Annotated in this window: 11 protein-coding genes; 3 read left to right on the top strand and 8 right to left on the bottom strand. The window is 65.4% G+C overall.

Annotated elements, in window-relative coordinates:
• Nucleotides 1-650 precede the first annotated feature (650 nt).
• The 8 genes from RAM80_RS13850 to RAM80_RS13885 all read right to left on the bottom strand — a co-directional run bounded on the left by RAM80_RS13850 (nucleotide 651) and on the right by RAM80_RS13885 (nucleotide 13,010).
• Complete coding sequence (locus RAM80_RS13850) at nucleotides 651-1,466, bottom strand: YfaP family protein (protein WP_416427084.1); 816 nt, start codon at nucleotides 1,464-1,466, stop codon at nucleotides 651-653.
• A gap of 3 nt (nucleotides 1,467-1,469) precedes the next feature.
• A complete protein-coding gene (locus RAM80_RS13855; protein ID WP_416427085.1) occupies nucleotides 1,470-3,113 on the bottom strand; it encodes a DUF2300 domain-containing protein in 1,644 nt (547 codons plus the stop codon).
• Nucleotides 3,113-7,672: an alpha-2-macroglobulin family protein gene (locus tag RAM80_RS13860; RefSeq protein WP_416427086.1), complete on the bottom strand. Its 4,560-nt coding sequence runs from the start codon at nucleotides 7,670-7,672 to the stop codon at nucleotides 3,113-3,115. The genes RAM80_RS13855 and RAM80_RS13860 overlap by 1 nt, the downstream gene beginning before the upstream one ends.
• Nucleotides 7,669-8,310 (bottom strand): DUF1175 domain-containing protein, encoded by a 642-nt coding sequence (locus tag RAM80_RS13865; protein WP_416427479.1) that lies wholly within the window; start codon nucleotides 8,308-8,310, stop codon nucleotides 7,669-7,671. The genes RAM80_RS13860 and RAM80_RS13865 overlap by 4 nt, the downstream gene beginning before the upstream one ends.
• Nucleotides 8,295-10,007 (bottom strand): DUF2138 domain-containing protein, encoded by a 1,713-nt coding sequence (locus RAM80_RS13870; RefSeq protein ID WP_416427087.1) that lies wholly within the window; start codon nucleotides 10,005-10,007, stop codon nucleotides 8,295-8,297. Before RAM80_RS13870 ends, RAM80_RS13865 begins: the two co-directional genes overlap by 16 nt.
• A gap of 36 nt (nucleotides 10,008-10,043) precedes the next feature.
• Entirely contained in the window at nucleotides 10,044-10,832 is a 789-nt protein-coding gene (locus tag RAM80_RS13875) for a YfaP family protein (RefSeq protein ID WP_416427088.1), read from the bottom strand.
• Between the two features lie 136 nt (nucleotides 10,833-10,968).
• Complete coding sequence (locus RAM80_RS13880; RefSeq protein WP_416427089.1) at nucleotides 10,969-11,793, bottom strand: TIGR03915 family putative DNA repair protein; 825 nt, start codon at nucleotides 11,791-11,793, stop codon at nucleotides 10,969-10,971.
• Complete coding sequence (locus RAM80_RS13885; RefSeq protein ID WP_416427090.1) at nucleotides 11,790-13,010, bottom strand: putative DNA modification/repair radical SAM protein; 1,221 nt, start codon at nucleotides 13,008-13,010, stop codon at nucleotides 11,790-11,792. The genes RAM80_RS13880 and RAM80_RS13885 overlap by 4 nt, the downstream gene beginning before the upstream one ends.
• A gap of 175 nt (nucleotides 13,011-13,185) precedes the next feature.
• Between RAM80_RS13885 and RAM80_RS13890 the strand changes: the two genes are divergently transcribed.
• The 3 genes from RAM80_RS13890 to dxs all read left to right on the top strand — a co-directional run bounded on the left by RAM80_RS13890 (nucleotide 13,186) and on the right by dxs (nucleotide 16,302).
• The gene (locus tag RAM80_RS13890) at nucleotides 13,186-13,428 is read left to right on the top strand and encodes an exodeoxyribonuclease VII small subunit (protein WP_027982047.1); all 243 of its coding nucleotides are present in this window, start codon (nucleotides 13,186-13,188) and stop codon (nucleotides 13,426-13,428) included.
• Complete coding sequence (locus tag RAM80_RS13895) at nucleotides 13,425-14,312, top strand: polyprenyl synthetase family protein (RefSeq protein ID WP_416427091.1); 888 nt, start codon at nucleotides 13,425-13,427, stop codon at nucleotides 14,310-14,312. Before RAM80_RS13890 ends, RAM80_RS13895 begins: the two co-directional genes overlap by 4 nt.
• A 94-nt stretch (nucleotides 14,313-14,406) precedes the next feature.
• A complete protein-coding gene (gene dxs, locus RAM80_RS13900) occupies nucleotides 14,407-16,302 on the top strand; it encodes a 1-deoxy-D-xylulose-5-phosphate synthase (protein ID WP_416427092.1) in 1,896 nt (631 codons plus the stop codon).
• The last annotated feature ends 77 nt before the right edge of the window (nucleotides 16,303-16,379 follow it).

Below are 16,379 nucleotides of genomic sequence, written 5' to 3' on the forward strand. Positions count from 1 at the left end.
TTAAACCATGATTTCTCGCGGAGTAACTTATGATGCTGATAATCTTTTTGACTATCAGTCTGAGTCACAAGCACCCACACGAATTGCTTGATTCAATTGTTAAAGAGCGGTTGGTTGATTCTTTCGTCTCAACCGAGGCGCGCATTCTACGCCTTCCTCAGAGCCTGTCAAGCGTTTATTTTGAAGTTTTTTCAGAGAATCTCTAACAACTTCAACCACTTGGCTCGCTTCGATCTCTCGTTAGCGGGAGGCGAATTCTACAGCAACTTGCGTTGCTGTCAACTGCCTTTTTCACCGCTTTCGACGTTAAGATCGAAACCTTCCAGAATCGCTTACTTCGGTTAACTCGTTGAATTTCAAGGAGTTTTCCGTTTCGGTTGCGCCGGAAGTGGGGCGAATTATAGAGAGATTTGGGGGCGGGTCAAGGGTTAATTTCGGGGAATTGTCTTTAGAGTCAAAAGGTTCCTTACGGGCCACCGCGTTACGGCCACCAGGCGCATGTCGCGGGAGGTTCAAGCCTCACGACATCGAGCGCCGCCCGCGCGGCGCGACCCGGCCTAACGGCCGGTACTACCCGTTTGTTTCGGGCCAGTTATGTCAGTGGCATCTCCCGGGGGCGCTTTGGTGCATGGCACGCGGTTGGGTGGCGGTTAGGGGTAGTTGAGCTTGTGGACCAGGGTGAGTTCGCCAGGGGCGCGCATGGGGACGATGAAGGTTTCCATCTTCTCGCTTGGGGTGCCCTCCTCGGTGATGACGGTGATCTGAGCGGTGGTCAGCGGCTTGACCGCGTTCTCCTGTCCGCCTTCCTCGTCATCGTCGGCGCGGTAGCCGCCGCCGAAGTAGTTTACATATATAAGGTACTGGCCTCGCTCAGGCGCCGGCATGGCGAAGATCTCCGGGCCGTAGCCGGTGGTGACGTCCACGTCCAGCGAGCCGCCGTTGGGGGCGGTGCGGTCGCCGTACCAGATGTGTGCGCCGTCCGGCGTGATGACGTGCAGGTCGAGGTCGGTGTTATCGCTGTCCCATGACAACAGGATGCGCAGCTTCGCCGGGCTGGCGCTGCCCGTGTTGAGGAACTGCACGCGACGTTTCTGCTGGCCGTCGGGGCTGCGTACTTCGATGCTGTTGGTGCCACTGGGGAACGAGAACGGTCGGTCGAAGTGCCCGTTGCCATCCAGCTTCAACGGCATGGCCACGCCATTGACGATGACCTTGCCTGGTTGGTCGGCGCTTTTCGGCATGCCCTTGATGTCGCCCATGATGCGCGCGGTGTCCGCCTGGTCCGACGGCGTGTTGACCGACGAGGCCGGGTAGTTGACGGTCTGGCGGAAGTGCTCGCCTTCGGGACTGCCACTGCGCCAGCCGCCTACCGGCGTGCTCAAGCTGACGGGGTTGTCGGCACGGGCCGCCGGTAGCGCCAGCACGGCGCCAAGGAACAGGGCGATAGTTGAGATACGCGGTGTCATGGCCTAGTCCAGGAGCAAGTGGCGGGCAAGCCCTTCAATGTAGTGTTCGTCCTGGCCGTTGGGGTGGGCTTCGAACGCCAGGTGCAGGTATTCATGAGTCAGGTCGAGCCGATCCTGCAGGGTGAGCACGCCGCGCACATAGATGCGCTGGCGCTCACGGTCCACGTACGGGCGTCCGTACCCCAGGTGGCATACGGCGAAAGTGCTGATTTCGTTGTAGCCCACTTCGCTATCCAGCGTAGGCCGCCACTGACGGCGCTGGTTCATCAGCCAGGTTTTGGCTGCGGGCAGCGTTTCGCAGGATGCCACGGGATTGTCCCAACGACTGAGGCTCGCACGGGGGTAAGCACGTTGCAGGATAGTGTCGTAGCGCAGGCCGCTATCAGCCTGCTTCACCGCCTGGGCCCAGGACAGCTTGTCCGGCCCCGGCGTGTCGGAGTGATAGGTGACCGGGCTGCCGGCCAGCACCAGGTCGCTGGTCCAGGCGACCATACGACGAGCATCTTCACTGGCCGCGCGCGGCGCTACCCGCTGGCGACTGCTGCTGTCCTCGATGCTCAGGCAGTCGCCAGTGCGCCCGGCGTTCTGCAAGAGGTAGGTACGAATCGCCACCGCCAACGCTTTTGCGGCTTCCGCTGGCTGGCTCTTCGCTTCGCGCTGTAGCACCCGGGCTACGTACTCTTCGCGATCCAGCCGGGCGACCAGCCGTGGTTCGCCATTGCCATGTTGCAGGTAGAGGTCGCCGCTGCTGTCGATGTCCAGGTCATTGCCGTTGCTGAAGACGGCACGGTAATGCCCCTGCAGCACTCCGTCAGGGGCTGGACTGCCGCTAGCGGCAAGCACGCTTTTGAGAGGGTAACGGGCAAACAGCTCAACCTCCACGCAACGCCCAGCATCCAGGGGCCAAGGCGCGGGCAGGAAGCCACCGAGCACATCGGCGTAATGGCGAAGGACCATCTGGCTGGTGCCCGGCCCCCCGCCCCACACAGGCGTGCCATCCTGCAACCACCCGGCAAAGCCACCCTGCCGCGCCTTGGCGTCGCCATCGGCCAGCCAGCTCCAGGTCTTGACCCGCAAGCGCCCACCGAGGCTGCCCACTGCCTGGCCATCGCCAGCATCGAGCACCACATCCAGCAACAACTGCCTGGCCTGCTGCTGGGCCGGCAACGTGCGCAGGCTGTCGAGCAACTGGGCGACCGGCACCCGGGTCTGCGGTTGCAACTGGGCAATGTCGGCCAGCCAGGCGGGTGCGTTGCGCGCCTGCCAGTAGCTGCGCCATTGGGACGGGTCTATGTGCAAGCGCGCGGGGGCAAAGTACAGGCCACAGGAGTGCACCAACGCCTGGTCCCGCGCGATGCTCCCGCCTGGCGTGCAGCAATAGACCTCGTCGCGATCCTGGCCTTGGCAGTCGTAGGCCGCCTCGTGCCGGTCGGTGTCCACCAGCCAGGCGTAGACAAACAGTTTCCACAGGCTGCCCAGCGGGGTCTGCAGGTCGCCGGCCAACGGCTCGCGGCTGACGAGCTGGGTACGGTTGAACTGCACCAGTTCATAGCCCTGCCCATTCAACCAGGCCAGGCGCAACGGTGCCTCTCCTGCCTGCGACATCAGCGAGCACAGGCACAGCAGCATCCCTATATAGAAGCGCATCACTTGACCGTGACCTGCCCAAGCGCCGCTTTCTTCTCTTCAGCCTTGTGCTGGGGTGCGTACAGCTGGGTGTAGCGCACCGGCGGCAGATTGAACTGACCCTTCTGCGAGAAGCGCACCAGGTGGCGGAAACGCAGCTCACCGTTGAGGCTATCCACGGCAATACCGTAGGCCAGTTGCCCCGGCTCGAAGCGTGCTTTTTCCAGTGGCGCGGCATCGGCAGCGCCCTGCCCCGTCAGCTTGATACCCCAGGTGGTGCGCTCGACGTCGGCACCCGGCGGCAGCGGCACTTCGAGCATGCCGTAGCGCAGCGGCTGGCCCTTGGTGCTGATGGTGATCTCGTCCAGGTACAGGCTGTCGCTGGCCAACGGTTTGTCGCCAACGGTTTCCAGCTTGAAGGTGAACGCTTCGTCACCCGGCACCAGCCGCAGCAGACGACGCTTGACCACCACGGGCAGGTCGTCAGGCGTGGCCTGCTTGCTGTTGTAGGTCAACAGCGCACGCACGGGCCGCTCACTGGTGCCGCTCAAGCTGAGCGCGGTCGGCACCGCCTTGCCCTGCCACTGCCAGAATGCGCTGCCGGTGGTGCCCTGCCCTGCGTGCCAGTCCGCACCGGGCGCCAGCGAGCTGCCCTTGGGCGCCTGGGCCAGGGCATTCTGCAGCCAGGTCAGCGCCAGCGCGCGCTCCAGGGTGGACTGCTGCGGCAGCAGGCGCTGCAGCAAGTCACGCGCCTGGTCGGCATTGATCGGTTTCAGCGACAGGTCGAGTGCCGCGGCGAACGGCTGGCCGCTGGTGGCCACGCGCTGGCGGGCATCCTCCAGTTGGCGAGTGAAGGCTTCAGGTTGGCTGACCTTGTTCTGCTGCGCCAGAGCGGCGGTCAGCACGCGCGCGCTGGCCAGGCCCAGGGCCGAGTCGGGCGCGCCCATGACGACGCTGTCCTCACCGTCATCGAGCAGGCTGGCATTGGCCCCCGGGCCGGCCTTGGCCAGCTCGTCCATCAGGCCGCTGATCAAGGTGTTGACCGGCAACTGCATTTCCCGGGCGAACGACAGGATCAGCGCCCGTTGCAGCAGCGGCGTGGTCGAGGCCTGCTTGCCATACACGTCCATCACCCGCTGCCAGTGGTCTGGCGGCAGGCTCAGGCCCAACGCCTTGCTGGCGTGCCAGTCGGCATAGTAGGCGTAGGCCGTGAGGAAGGCGTCCGGTGCCAGGTCCTCGCCCCACCAGGTGAACGCCGCTTCCGGGCCGGCCATCTGGATCAGGCGCAGGCGGCTGTTCTGCAGGATCAGGCGCAAGCGGTCACGCACGCTGGTGTCAGCAGTCAACGATGGATAGGCGATGCTCAATGGCAACAGCTGGCTGGCCGTTTGCTCCACCCCGCCCCACGGGTATTCGAGCAGGTCGTCGAGGCTGGCGCGGAACAGCGCCTGCGGGCTGTCATCCAGGCGCAGGCGCAGGTTGCTGGCATCCAGTGGCAGGGTCAGCGGGATATCCCCGGCGCTGACGTCCAGTGCCTGGGTGTGCACGGTCTGCCAACCGTCGGCGACGGTATCGATGCGCACTGCCAGGGCATCCTGGGTCTTGCCCTCCTGCTGCAGTTCAGCGCTCAAATCGGCGCTGCCGGCTTGGCCGGTGTTGCCCAAGGCGGGTAGCGGGATGTAGTTGATGCCTTTGTTGAGCGTGAGCGGCAGGCGCTGCTCCTGGCCGAAGGCGTGCACCAGCAAGTCAGCCTTCACCGGCTGCTCGGCCGCGCTGAAGGCAAACAGGCCCAGGTCGGGATGGTCGCCGGCGCGGAAACGGGTTGGCCCGCTCCATTTCAGGTACAGCGGTTTTTCCGAGCGCACGAACTGCTGCCGTTGCCCCACCTGGCCATCGTCGGCAATCGCCCGCGCGGTGATGCGCCAGCGGGTCAGCGAGTCAGGCATGCGGAAGGTGAAGCGCGCGTGGCCGTTGGCGTCGGTGACCAGTTCCGGCTGCCAGGCAGCAGTGTCGACGTCTTCGCGACGCGGCCGTTCCAGCACCTTCACGCCACGCTCGCTGCGGTTGGCCTTGCCGGGCGCTGCCGGGCTACCGGGCAAGGCGACGTCGTAGCTTATAAAGGACAGGCTGGCACTGGTGCGTACATTGTTGCGCCGCGGGTGGTAGAAGAACTGGTCGATGCCGGGGGCGATCTCCGGTTGCAGCGCATAGACCATTTCATCCACGACGCTGACCGTCAGGTGCGCGGGAATCGGCTTGCCAACGTACTGGGTGCCCAGGTCGACCGTCACGGTGTCGCCCGGCTGGTACTGTTCCTTGTCGGTGGCAATGGCGATGTCGATCTGCGGCGCCACCACCTTGATGCCGGCGTTCTGGAAGCTGTATTCGCCGCCCTTGGTGTAGAGCACCGAGAACGTCAGGTTGGGGGCGAAGGTGTCCTTCACCGGGATGTGCACGCGGTACTGGGTGGGGCTGATGGTGTCGACCTTCAGCCAGTCGCCGCCCTTGGTAAGCAACGCCGTGGCCTCGACCTTGTCGCGCTCCAGCGACAGCAGGGCATCGCTGACCGGCTCGGGGAAGGTGACCAGCGCCAGCGCTTCGTCGCCTGCCTTGTACTCGGCCTTGTCGAGAACGATCTCCACAGTGCCCGGCACGGCCTTGACGCCGTCGCCGGTCACCGAATGGCCAGTGGCGCCGAGGATGCGCTGGTGCTCGTCGACCAGGCTGAGGTTGTAGGTACCCGGGCGATCGAAGGCCAGGCTGAAGCCATTGTCACCCACCGCCAGCTTGCCGCCGCCGGTAGTCTGGTCTTCCAGGCGCACCCAGGTGTAGGCCGAAGGTTTGATGGGCGTAGGCTGTTCGCTCTGGTAGCTGAAGGCAACCTTGTCGCCCACCGCGCTGAACCGCTCGGGCGCGGCAAGCCGGTACTGGGCCGCGCCACGCTCGATGAGGATTTCCTTGGTGGTCCTGACCCGGTAGGCGGCACCGTCGCTGGCGAACACGGTGAGCATGTAGCGGCTGGGCTTCTCGGCCGCAGGTAACTCAATGCTGGCGTAGCCCTTGGCGTCGGTGGTCAGTTCGGTGCTGGTCAGCTCCACCGGGAACTGGCCCAGGTACTGCAGTTCGTTTTCCACCATGGACAACTGCTGGGCCCGTAGGCTGAGGGTCAGGCGTGCGTTGGCCACCGGCTTGCCGTCGGGGTACATCAACAGCAGCTTGCCTTTCACGGGTTCGTTGGTGCGGAAGTCCTGCTTGGCCAGGTCGAGGGAAATCTCGAAGTGCGGCTTGATGTACTCGGCGACCCGGAAGGCGCTGCTGTAAGTCTGGTCGCGGTAGGTGAACCGCAGCTCGTAGCCGCCGGCGACGGCATTGTCCGGCAGTTGGAAACGGCCCTGAGTGCCGGCCTTGCCATCCAGGTTCAAGTCCATGCCTTGCAGGGTGGTGCCGGCGGCGTCGATCACGCTGACATGCACCGCCCCCGCGGCCGGCGACACCGAATCGCGAGCGTTCTTGAATTCGCGGCCAACGATTTTCATCGACACCCAATCACCCGGCCGGTACAGCGGCCGGTCGGTGAAGGCATACAGCTTGGTGTCGTAGATCTCGCTGTCGTAATAGAAGTTCTCGGAGACGAACACCCCGCCCTCGGCATCCTCGCCGATCACGTAGGAACGCTCGGGGCTGGCGTGCTTGAGCCGCAGCAGGCCATCGGCATCGGTCTCGCCACTGCTCATCACGCCCAGGCCGTCAGTCCAGAGCACCTTGACCTTGGGCACCGAGCTGCCTTCGTGCTTGCGCGCGGCCCACACCAGCAGCTCATCACCGGCAATCTTGCTGACCGCCACGGTGTTGGAGACGAACACCACGGTGGTGGCGCGGTATTTACCGATCAGCGCCTCCACCAGGTACAGCCCCGGCTTCAGCTTGCCCAGCGGAATATAGACGTTGCCCGGGGCGACGCTGATGAACTCGCTGGACGAGCCAGCCAGGTCGACACCCTTGGGCGGCTGGATCGGCTTGGCCTGCCACAGCGGATAGCGGAACTGGGTGACCAGCGGCAGGCCGGGAATTGGCGCGTACTGCGGTTGGGCATCGTATTGGGTGGGCGCAGCGATCGCGTTGCCCATCTTCAGTTCCGGCACCTGGTCGGTGACTTCCTTGCGCGACTCGTAGGTGAAGGCACGCTGCATCACCCGCCGCGACTTGCGGTACCAGTTGTCCCACAGGTAGGCCAGGGTGTTGGACAGGCCCTCCCCTTTGAATTGGCCCTCGCTGGCAACCCGGTGCAGATTCTTCTGGCGCTTGAGAAACTCCAGCGGCTGGTCGATACGGTACACACGGATGTCGGCGCCGCCGTAGGGCTCCATGCGAAACCGGCGGTAGTCGCGGCCGGGGGCTTCGAGGCGGACCATGGCCTGCTCGTCGGTGGCGAAGCTGCTGTCGGCCAGCAGGAAGAAGCTTTCACCGGCCAGCGGCGCGTAGTCGCTGGCCGGCACCGAGTCGTCGGCCTGCACCAGGCCAACGGGCGCCAGCAGGCACAACAGCCAGAGGCACAGGCGCACCACCAGGGCAGCCCTCATCGGAGGAAATTGAGCCGATACACACCGATGAAATTCGGGTTGGCTGCGTCGGGTATCCATCGGGTGTCCTTCCATGTCATGAGTTGCTGCACGCTTGCCGAGCGCATGCCGTTGTCGGTGGGGGTGGTGGTGCCGGTGTGATAGGCGATGTTGCGGCCCATCCAGATCATCAGGTGCTGGTCGTCACCCTGGTCGAAGAACATCAGGTCGCCGGGACGCGCCTGATTCAGGTCGCGCCCTACCAGGTGGCTGTTGAACTGGATCAGCTTGATGGCGTTGACGTAGGGCCCGACCTTGCCGCCGCCCTGCTGCCACTGCTGCGCCAAAGCGCGCTGGGCGTCGGTGAGCGCCAGCTCGGGCGGCAGGTAGCGGTTGGACAGGCCGTTGGCGCGCAGCCACTTGTCGTCATGGACCTTCAGCGCCTCGTTGGCGGCGAAGCGCACCAGGCCGGCACAGTCCTGCTGGTACCAACGCGGGCTGGGGCCCTGGACCAGTTGTTCCTGGGCAATGCGCACGAACCAGGCGCGAAACACCTGGCTCTGCTGGGCATCCAGCCCAGGCGTGGGCGCGGCCAGCAACCGGGTGCTGAACAACAGCGCCAGCAGGGCCAGGCCGATGGTTTTCACAGGGCGCGCCATTGCAGGGGCAGCCATTGCCAATGGCCGTCGGGCTCGCTGCCCTTGGGCAGGGTCAGGGCATATTTGCCGTAGCCAGCGAGCTTCTGCAGCTTGGGCACCAGATGGGTCTGGGCGGCGTTGCGGAACACCGGCTCCATGTCCTGGGGCAGGCTGTCGAAGGTCTCCTGCTGCATCAGCTGCGCCAGGGAATCGGGGCCCAGGTAGACGGACATCAGCGCATCCTTGGGGGCGATGTCGGCCAGCGGCGCGACGTGCTTGTCCAGGGCACCCATGGCCTTCTCCACCAGCTGGTCGTCGAGGGAGAACAGCAGCGTCGAACCATGCCGTGCCAGGCTGACCTTGAAGAAGCCCTTGCCGGTGATGCTGTCAGGCTTTTCGGCATCACGGTTGCGGTACTGGCCGAAGTTGGAGCTGACCTGGCGCTGCCACTGATGCCCCTGCGGCGGCGTCTGCTCGCTGACCGGGAACTGGCCACCGGGCACCTTGCTTTCCCAGGCGCCCACCATGCCGCCGAACAGGGTGCCCAGGTTGGCGTCGAGCTTGCTGCCGTCCGCCGTGTCGAGGCCGGCGACCAGCAACGGCGTGTACAGGTGCGAGTCGGGGTACCAGCACAGGCCGGCCGCGCCGGTCATGTGCCCGGTCAGTGCCTTGGCGGTCTGCTCGTCAGCCCCCAGTTTCACCAGCAACGGCTGCTGGGCTTCGGCGGCCAGGGGCAACGCCACGCAAGCACTGGCGCCCACGGGCATGGCTTGCCAGATGGGGTTGAAGTCGAGGTCCGGGGCGTTGTCGGTCTCGTCCAAAGCCAGGTAGCTGTGCCAGCCCTTGTCGTCCATCTCCAGGCGAATGCCGGCAAACGTGGGGATAAAGCGCTGGTAGCCCATGGCAAGCACGCTGGAGTTGATCGCGATGCGCTGCTTGAGCCCGGCCTCCATGGGTTGCAGGCCAAACGCCTCGGGGAACAGCTGGTTGCCGCTGAGCAACGCCGCCAGGGCCTGGCTGGACACCGCCCCCGGGGCGACGTCGCCATTGGCGTCATGGTCATAGAGCTTGTCCGGATTGGACAGCACCACCAGCTTGTCGCCACGGGAGGCGAACAACAGCGACTTGCTGGCGTTGTAGGCCAGGCGATAGAGCGGCACTGTTTCGCCGCCCACCTTGAGCTCGCCGGCCTTGCTCAACTGCTGGTCATCCAGGGCCACGTGGGCCAGCGGTTCGAGCACCTTGGCCAGGCCACCACGGTCCATCACCAACAGGAAGTCCTTGAGCCGGCCATCGGCGCCGCGCCACAAGGCGACGTCGGCCGGCTGGTCGAACAGGGCCTCGATAAGGTTGTCCTGCAGCTTGAGGTCATGCTCGTAGATGATGCGCCGCAGGCTGCCGATCAAGCCCAGGCGGTCGCCATGGGTCTCGTAATAGAAGACGAAGTCCTCGGTCAGTGTTTCGCGCAGGAACGGCACGCTGAGCAGGTCGCGGGGCAACTGGCTGAGCGAGCGGGTTTCCAGCAGCGCGTCCGGGCGGCTGAGGCCGAACTGGTCCATGGCCAGCGCCATGGCCGGCAGCTTGGGCTTGTGCAGGTACCAGCCCAGGCCGCCCGCGACGGCGGCCACCAGGCACAGGCCGACGGCAAGCAACAGGTTGCGGCGCTTGCCGGTGGAGGGTGCCGGGGTGGCGGCTGGTACAGCTGTCGTTTCGCTCATGTTCGCAAAGCCCGATTCATCCATGCGGTGCAGGGTTCAATAAGTGAAGGTCTTGACCAGCAGCAGGTCGCCGATGGCACGCAAGGGCACGATGAAGCTCTCGCGCTTTTCGTTGACGGTGTTTTCGTTGAGCACCAGGTTGATCTCCGAGGTGATGACCTCGTTCTGGTTGGCGTGCTCCTCAAAGTTATAGCCACCATTACTGTAGTTGCCCCAGTAGTTGACGTAGACCAGATAGGTGCCGTGCATCGGCGCGGTCATGGTGAACATCTCCGGCCCCGGGCCGTCGACGCTGTCGGTGTCCAGGCCACCACCGTTGCTGAGCACCGGGTTGGCGTAGAAGGCATGCTGGCCGTCGGGGGTGATGATGTGCAGGTCGAGCTCGGCCTTGGGGTCGTCCCAGGCCAGGAAGATACGAATGCGCGCTGGCGTGCGCTGGTCGTTGGCTTCGTAGAATTGCACGCGCTTGAGCGACTTGCCTTCGCTGCTGCGCACCTCGACACTGTTGGAACCGGCGCCAAAGGCGTAGGGCCGGGCGAAGCGACCATCGTCGTCGGTGTACAGGCTCAGGGCGTTGCCATTCACCGCCAGCGTGTGAGGCTGGCGCTGCGCCGAGGTGGCCTTGATCTGGCCCTCGATCATGCTGCGGTTGCGCTGGATGCCACGGTCGATGGGCGGCGTGGGATACGCCACGCGCGGGTTCTCGGTGCGGTCGAGCAGGCCGAAGTAACGCCAGCCTCCCGTGGGGCCATCAAGCGTGGCCGAGGTGTCAGCCAGGGTGGCGGACGCCCAGAACACGGCGCTCAGCCCGATAAGAAATCGCATGTGTGCTTCCTGCAATGCGTGGTGGTGGGTGTCAGGTCCGGCGACACTTTTTATGGCCCGTTTTCAGGGCGCGCGAAGAGTAGCGGCTCGCCCCTGGTTTAACAATCGGCCACAGCGTGGAAATGTCGACCAGTGCTCACCGGCCTGGCAGTATCCGCTTGCCCTGGCGGCTGCCGATGGCACTGGCCTGCCCGTCCCGCTGCTTGCCGGTACGCGCCTCGCTGATCAGCCCTGGTATCAATATCCCTTCCGGCAAGTGCTTCCAGAACCGGCTGGGCAGGTGCCCCTGCATGGCGCGGGTGTTGAGCCGCGCCGGGTTGAAGATGTGGCTGTAATAGGTCAGCCACAACTCACCGTGGGGGTCTTCCACCTGCTGCGCCAGCTGTTGCCAGGCTGGCGGGCACTGGCGCTGGTAATGCAAAGCATCTCCATCGTAGTACACGCCGTCGCGCGGCGTGGCGATCAACCAGCGGTGGCGCCCCATGCGGCCGATGAAGTGCGCACTGGCGCTTTCCAGGATGTCATGGGCCGGCTCGTGCCACGCCACGTATTCGGGTTGGCCGGCATTCTCGGTTGCAGCGGGCAGCGCCACGAAGCGCACGAAGGCATGCAGGTGATGCGCTTCGCGCGAGACCTGCTTGATGCGCCGGTGCAACTCACTGCCCAGCCTGTCCCCCGGCAGCATGGCCGTGCGGTCGCCATGGCTGACCCGCCACAACACCTCGTACAACAGGCTCCAGCGCTGCTCGCCACGGTAGCGCGCGGCGGTTTCCAACTGTTCGGCCAGGGCCAGCGGCACCCGCGCCTGGAATGGGCCGGGCGATGCCGGCAGCTCCCGATCAGAGGCAAACAGGTCCGCGACCTCCCAGCTGACCTCGCTGGGGTCTACCTGATGGCTCAGCAGCCAGCGCGCCTGCTGGCGCCAGGTGGCGAACAGGTCGTCGCAGTCGAGGGTGATCATCCCCACAACCCCATCTGCTGCGGCGCTGGCCGGTCGCGCAGTTGTTCGCGCAGGGCCAGGCTGCTGCTTTCCGCCTGGTGCGGGTGGTAGTCACTGGTGATCAGGAACGGCTTGGCCTTGGCCAGCACGCAGCGCAGGCGCGTCAGGTCTTCATAGCGAATGCGCCGTTGCCGGCGAAGCTCCACCAGCCGCTGGGTGGTGCGAATGCCGATGCCGGGGATGCGCGCGATCAGCGCAGGCTCTGCGCGGTTGAGGTCCAGCGGGAACACGTCGCGGTGCTCCAGGGCCCAGGCCAGCTTGGGGTCGATGTCCAGCGCCAGGTGGCCCGGCCCCTGGAACAGTTCCCCAGCCTTGAAGCCGTAGCCGCGCAGGAGGAAGTCGGCCTGGTACAGGCGGTGCTCGCGCATCAGTGGCGGCGCCGCCAGCGGCACGCTCTTGGGGCTGTTGGGGATGGGGCTGAACGCGGAGTAGTAGACGCGCTTGAGCTTGAAGTTGCCGTACAGGCTTTCGGCACTGTGCAGGATGGTGCTGTCGTCGGTGTCGTCGGCGCCGACGATCATCTGCGTGCTCTGCCCTGCCGGCGCGAAGCTGGGCGCCTTGGGCTCGTTGGCCACGGCTTCGCGGCCCACGTGGATGGTATTCATGGCCTGGCGAATGGAGACCACCTGTTTCTCCGGCGCCAGGGTCTGCAGGCTGGCGTCGGTAGGCAGTTCGATATTGACGCTGAGGCGGTCGGCGTAGCGCCCGGCCTCCTCGATCAGCAGCGGGTCGGCCTCGGGAATAGTCTTGAGGTGAATGTAGCCACGGAACTGGTGCTCCTCGCGCAGCAGCTTGGCCACGCGGATCAGCTGTTCCATGGTGTAGTCCGCCGAACGGATGATGCCCGAGCTCAGGAACAGCCCGCTGATGCAATTGCGTTTGTAGAAGTCCAGGGTCAGGGTCACCACCTCCTCCGGCGTGAAGCGTGCGCGGGGCACGTCGCTGGAGCGGCGGTTGACGCAGTATTGGCAGTCGAACAGGCAGAAGTTGGTCAGCAGGATTTTCAGCAGCGACACGCAGCGGCCATCGGGCGTGTAGCTGTGGCAGATGCCCATGCCGTCGGTGGCGCCCAGCCCGGCCTTGCCTTCGGAGCTGCGCTTGGGCGCAGCACTGCTGGCGCAGGACGCGTCATACTTGGCGGCGTCGGCGAGGATGCTGAGTTTCTCGATCAGCTGCATGGGGCTTTTTCTCTGCACTGGTTTTATATACAGTAAAACGAGAGCCGCCTGTTCACAAGCCCGTTGCGACAGCCGGGTAAAGGGAAACGCAACAGTGTTTTGCACCCGCTGATTTGCCCATGCCGCCCGGCTCTGCTAGTGTCGCGCGGTTTCAACTCCTGTCGAGAGAGCCGCCATGGCCCGTAAGAAAGCTTCCGTGGATTTCGAGCAATCGCTGGCCGATCTGCAAACGCTGGTCGAACGCCTGGAAACCGGCGAATTGTCGCTGGAAGATTCCCTGGCCGCCTTCGAGCAAGGCATCGGCCTGACCCGCGACTGCCAGGCCGCCCTGGCCCAGGCCGAGCAGAAGGTGCAGATCCTGCTGGAGCGCGACGGAGAGCTGACGCAAGAGCCCTTTGATGCGGAACAACCCGAATGATCAGCACTTACCAGGCCAGCTGCCAGGCGCGCGTCGATAGCGCCCTGAACAGCCTGTTCGATGCCCCCGTGCCCGAGATGGCGCGCCTCTACCAAGCCATGCGCTACAGCGTGATGAACGGTGGCAAGCGCGTGCGCCCGCTGCTGGTGTACGCCGCCTGCGAAGCGCTGGGCGCGCCGGCCGAACAGGCCAACGGTGCGGCCTGCGCGGTGGAGCTGATTCACGCCTACTCGCTGGTGCACGACGACCTGCCGGCCATGGACGACGACGACCTGCGCCGCGGCCAGCCCACCACCCACAAGGCCTTCGACGAAGCCTGCGCGATCCTCGCCGGCGACGGCTTGCAGAGCCTGGCCTTCGAAGCCCTGCTGGACGAGCGCCTGAGCCCCCAGGGTGAAGCCGTGCGCCTGCAAATGGCCATGGCCCTGGCGCAGGCCGCAGGCCCTGGCGGCATGGTCGGTGGCCAGGCCATCGATCTCGGCTCGGTAGGCAAGAAACTCGACCAGGGCGCGCTGGAACTGATGCACCGGCACAAGACCGGCGCGTTGATCGAAGCCAGCGTGCAGCTGGGCGCCCTGGCCAGTGGCCGCGCCAACCCGGCGCAGCGCCAGGCGCTGAAGACTTATGCACAGGCGATCGGCCTGGCGTTCCAGGTCCAGGACGATATCCTCGACGTGGAAAGCGACACCGCCACCCTGGGCAAGCGCCAGGGCGCCGACATCGCCCGCGACAAACCGACCTACCCGGCCCTGCTGGGCCTGGGCATGGCCAAGGCTTATGCGCTGCAGTTGCGCGACCAGGCCCTGGAGGCTTTGCAGCCATTCGACGAGGCGGCCGAGCCGCTGCGCGAACTGGCCCGCTACATTGTCGAACGTCGCAGTTGAACAGCGGCGCTGACTCCCCGACGCGTCATCGCGTGGGCAGTCGGCGCTGCATAGGTTAAACTGCCGCCACTTCATATTTATAACGATTCGCCTGATGCCCACGACGTTTCAAGAGATTCCCCGCGAACGCCCGCTGACGCCCCTGCTGGACCGTGCCGACACGCCGGCAGGTCTGCGCCGACTGGGTGAAGCCGAGCTGGAAACCCTGGCCGATGAACTGCGCCAGGAGTTGCTCTATACCGTTGGCCAGACCGGCGGGCACTTCGGTGCCGGCCTGGGCGTCATCGAACTGACGATTGCGTTGCATTACGTCTTCGACACGCCGGACGACCGCCTGGTGTGGGACGTGGGCCACCAGGCCTACCCGCACAAGATTCTGACCGGGCGCCGCGAGCGCATGGCCAGCCTGCGCCAGAAAGACGGCCTGGCCGCCTTCCCGCGGCGCAGCGAGAGCGAGTACGACACCTTTGGCGTCGGCCACTCCAGCACCTCGATCAGCGCCGCCCTGGGCATGGCCATCGCCGCGCGCCTGCAGAACAGCGGGCGCAAGGCCATTGCCGTGATCGGCGATGGCGCGCTGACCGCCGGCATGGCCTTCGAGGCGCTGAACCATGCGCCCGAGGTGAACGCCGACATGCTGGTGATCCTCAACGACAACGACATGTCGATCTCGCGCAACGTCGGTGGCCTGTCCAACTACCTGGCCAAGATTCTCTCCAGCCGTACCTACGCGAGCATGCGCGAAGGCAGCAAGAAAGTGCTGTCGCGCCTGCCCGGCGCCTGGGAGATCGCCCGTCGTACCGAAGAGTACGCCAAGGGCATGCTGGTCCCCGGTACCCTGTTCGAGGAGCTGGGCTGGAACTACATCGGCCCCATCGACGGCCACGACCTGCCCACCCTGGTCGCCACGCTGCGCAACATGCGTGACCTCAAGGGCCCGCAGTTCCTGCACGTGGTCACCAAGAAGGGCAAGGGCTTCGCGCCGGCCGAGGTCGACCCGATCGGCTACCACGCCATCACCAAGCTGGAACCGCTGAACGCGCCTGTCGCGCCGAAGAAACCCACGGGGCCGAAGTACTCCGCGGTGTTCGGCCAGTGGCTGTGCGACATGGCGGCGGCCGACCAACGCCTGGTGGGCATCACCCCGGCGATGAAGGAAGGCTCGGACCTGGTCGATTTCAGCGAGCGTTACCCCGAGCGCTATTTCGACGTGGCCATCGCCGAGCAACACGCGGTGACCCTGGCCGCGGGCATGGCCTGCGAAGGCGCCAAGCCGGTGGTGGCGATCTACTCCACCTTCCTGCAGCGTGCCTACGACCAGCTGATCCATGACGTGGCGGTGCAGAACCTCGACGTGCTGTTCGCCATCGACCGTGCCGGCCTGGTGGGCGAAGACGGCCCGACCCACGCCGGCAGCTTCGACCTGTCGTACCTGCGCTGCATCCCGGGGATGGTGATCATGACCCCGAGCGACGAGAACGAACTGCGCAAGATGCTCACCACCGGCCACCTGTACCAAGGCCCGGCGGCCGTGCGCTACCCACGTGGCACCGGCCCGAACGCGACCATCGAGGCGGGCCTTGAACCGCTGGAAATCGGCAAGGGCGTGGTTCGCCGCGAAGGCAGCAAGACCGCCTTGCTGGTGTTCGGCGTGCAACTGGCCGAGGCCCTGAAGGTGGCCGAGAAGCTGGACGCCACCGTGGTCGACATGCGCTTCGTGAAGCCGCTGGATGAAGCGCTGGTGCGCGACATCGCCGCGCGCCACGAGCTGCTGGTCACCCTCGAGGAAAACAGCATCATGGGCGGCGCGGGCGCTGCGGTGGGTGAATTCCTGGCCGCCGAAAACCTGCTCAAGCCGATGCTGCACCTGGGCTTGCCGGATATGTACGTGGAGCACGCCAAGCCGGCGCAGATGCTGGCAGAATGCGGGCTGGACGAGGCCGGCATCGAAGCGGCGATCGTCAAGCGCCTGGCCCAGATCGGCCTCTGACCGCATTGCCTCCATCGCGACCAAGGTCGGCTCCTACCGTGTAGGAGCCGACCTTGGTCGCGATGGGCGTGGCACGG

The organism is Pseudomonas sp. App30 (assembly GCF_047947025.1).
Taxonomy (GTDB): Bacteria; Pseudomonadota; Gammaproteobacteria; order Pseudomonadales; family Pseudomonadaceae; genus Aquipseudomonas.

Excerpts from the sequence above, each read along its gene's own strand:
- RAM80_RS13895 (WP_416427091.1), top strand. The coding sequence starts at position 13,425 with ATGATCAGCACTTACCAGGCCAGCTGCCAGGCGCGCGTCGATAGCGCC.
- RAM80_RS13890 (WP_027982047.1), top strand. The coding sequence starts at position 13,186 with ATGGCCCGTAAGAAAGCTTCCGTGGATTTCGAGCAATCGCTGGCCGAT.
- RAM80_RS13875 (WP_416427088.1), bottom strand. The coding sequence starts at position 10,832 with ATGCGATTTCTTATCGGGCTGAGCGCCGTGTTCTGGGCGTCCGCCACC.
- RAM80_RS13850 (WP_416427084.1), bottom strand. The coding sequence starts at position 1,466 with ATGACACCGCGTATCTCAACTATCGCCCTGTTCCTTGGCGCCGTGCTG.
- RAM80_RS13880 (WP_416427089.1), bottom strand. The coding sequence starts at position 11,793 with ATGATCACCCTCGACTGCGACGACCTGTTCGCCACCTGGCGCCAGCAG.
- RAM80_RS13870 (WP_416427087.1), bottom strand. The coding sequence starts at position 10,007 with ATGAGCGAAACGACAGCTGTACCAGCCGCCACCCCGGCACCCTCCACC.
- dxs (WP_416427092.1), top strand. The coding sequence starts at position 14,407 with ATGCCCACGACGTTTCAAGAGATTCCCCGCGAACGCCCGCTGACGCCC.
- RAM80_RS13885 (WP_416427090.1), bottom strand. The coding sequence starts at position 13,010 with ATGCAGCTGATCGAGAAACTCAGCATCCTCGCCGACGCCGCCAAGTAT.
- RAM80_RS13855 (WP_416427085.1), bottom strand. The coding sequence starts at position 3,113 with ATGCGCTTCTATATAGGGATGCTGCTGTGCCTGTGCTCGCTGATGTCG.
- RAM80_RS13860 (WP_416427086.1), bottom strand. The coding sequence starts at position 7,672 with ATGAGGGCTGCCCTGGTGGTGCGCCTGTGCCTCTGGCTGTTGTGCCTG.
- RAM80_RS13865 (WP_416427479.1), bottom strand. The coding sequence starts at position 8,310 with ATGGCGCGCCCTGTGAAAACCATCGGCCTGGCCCTGCTGGCGCTGTTG.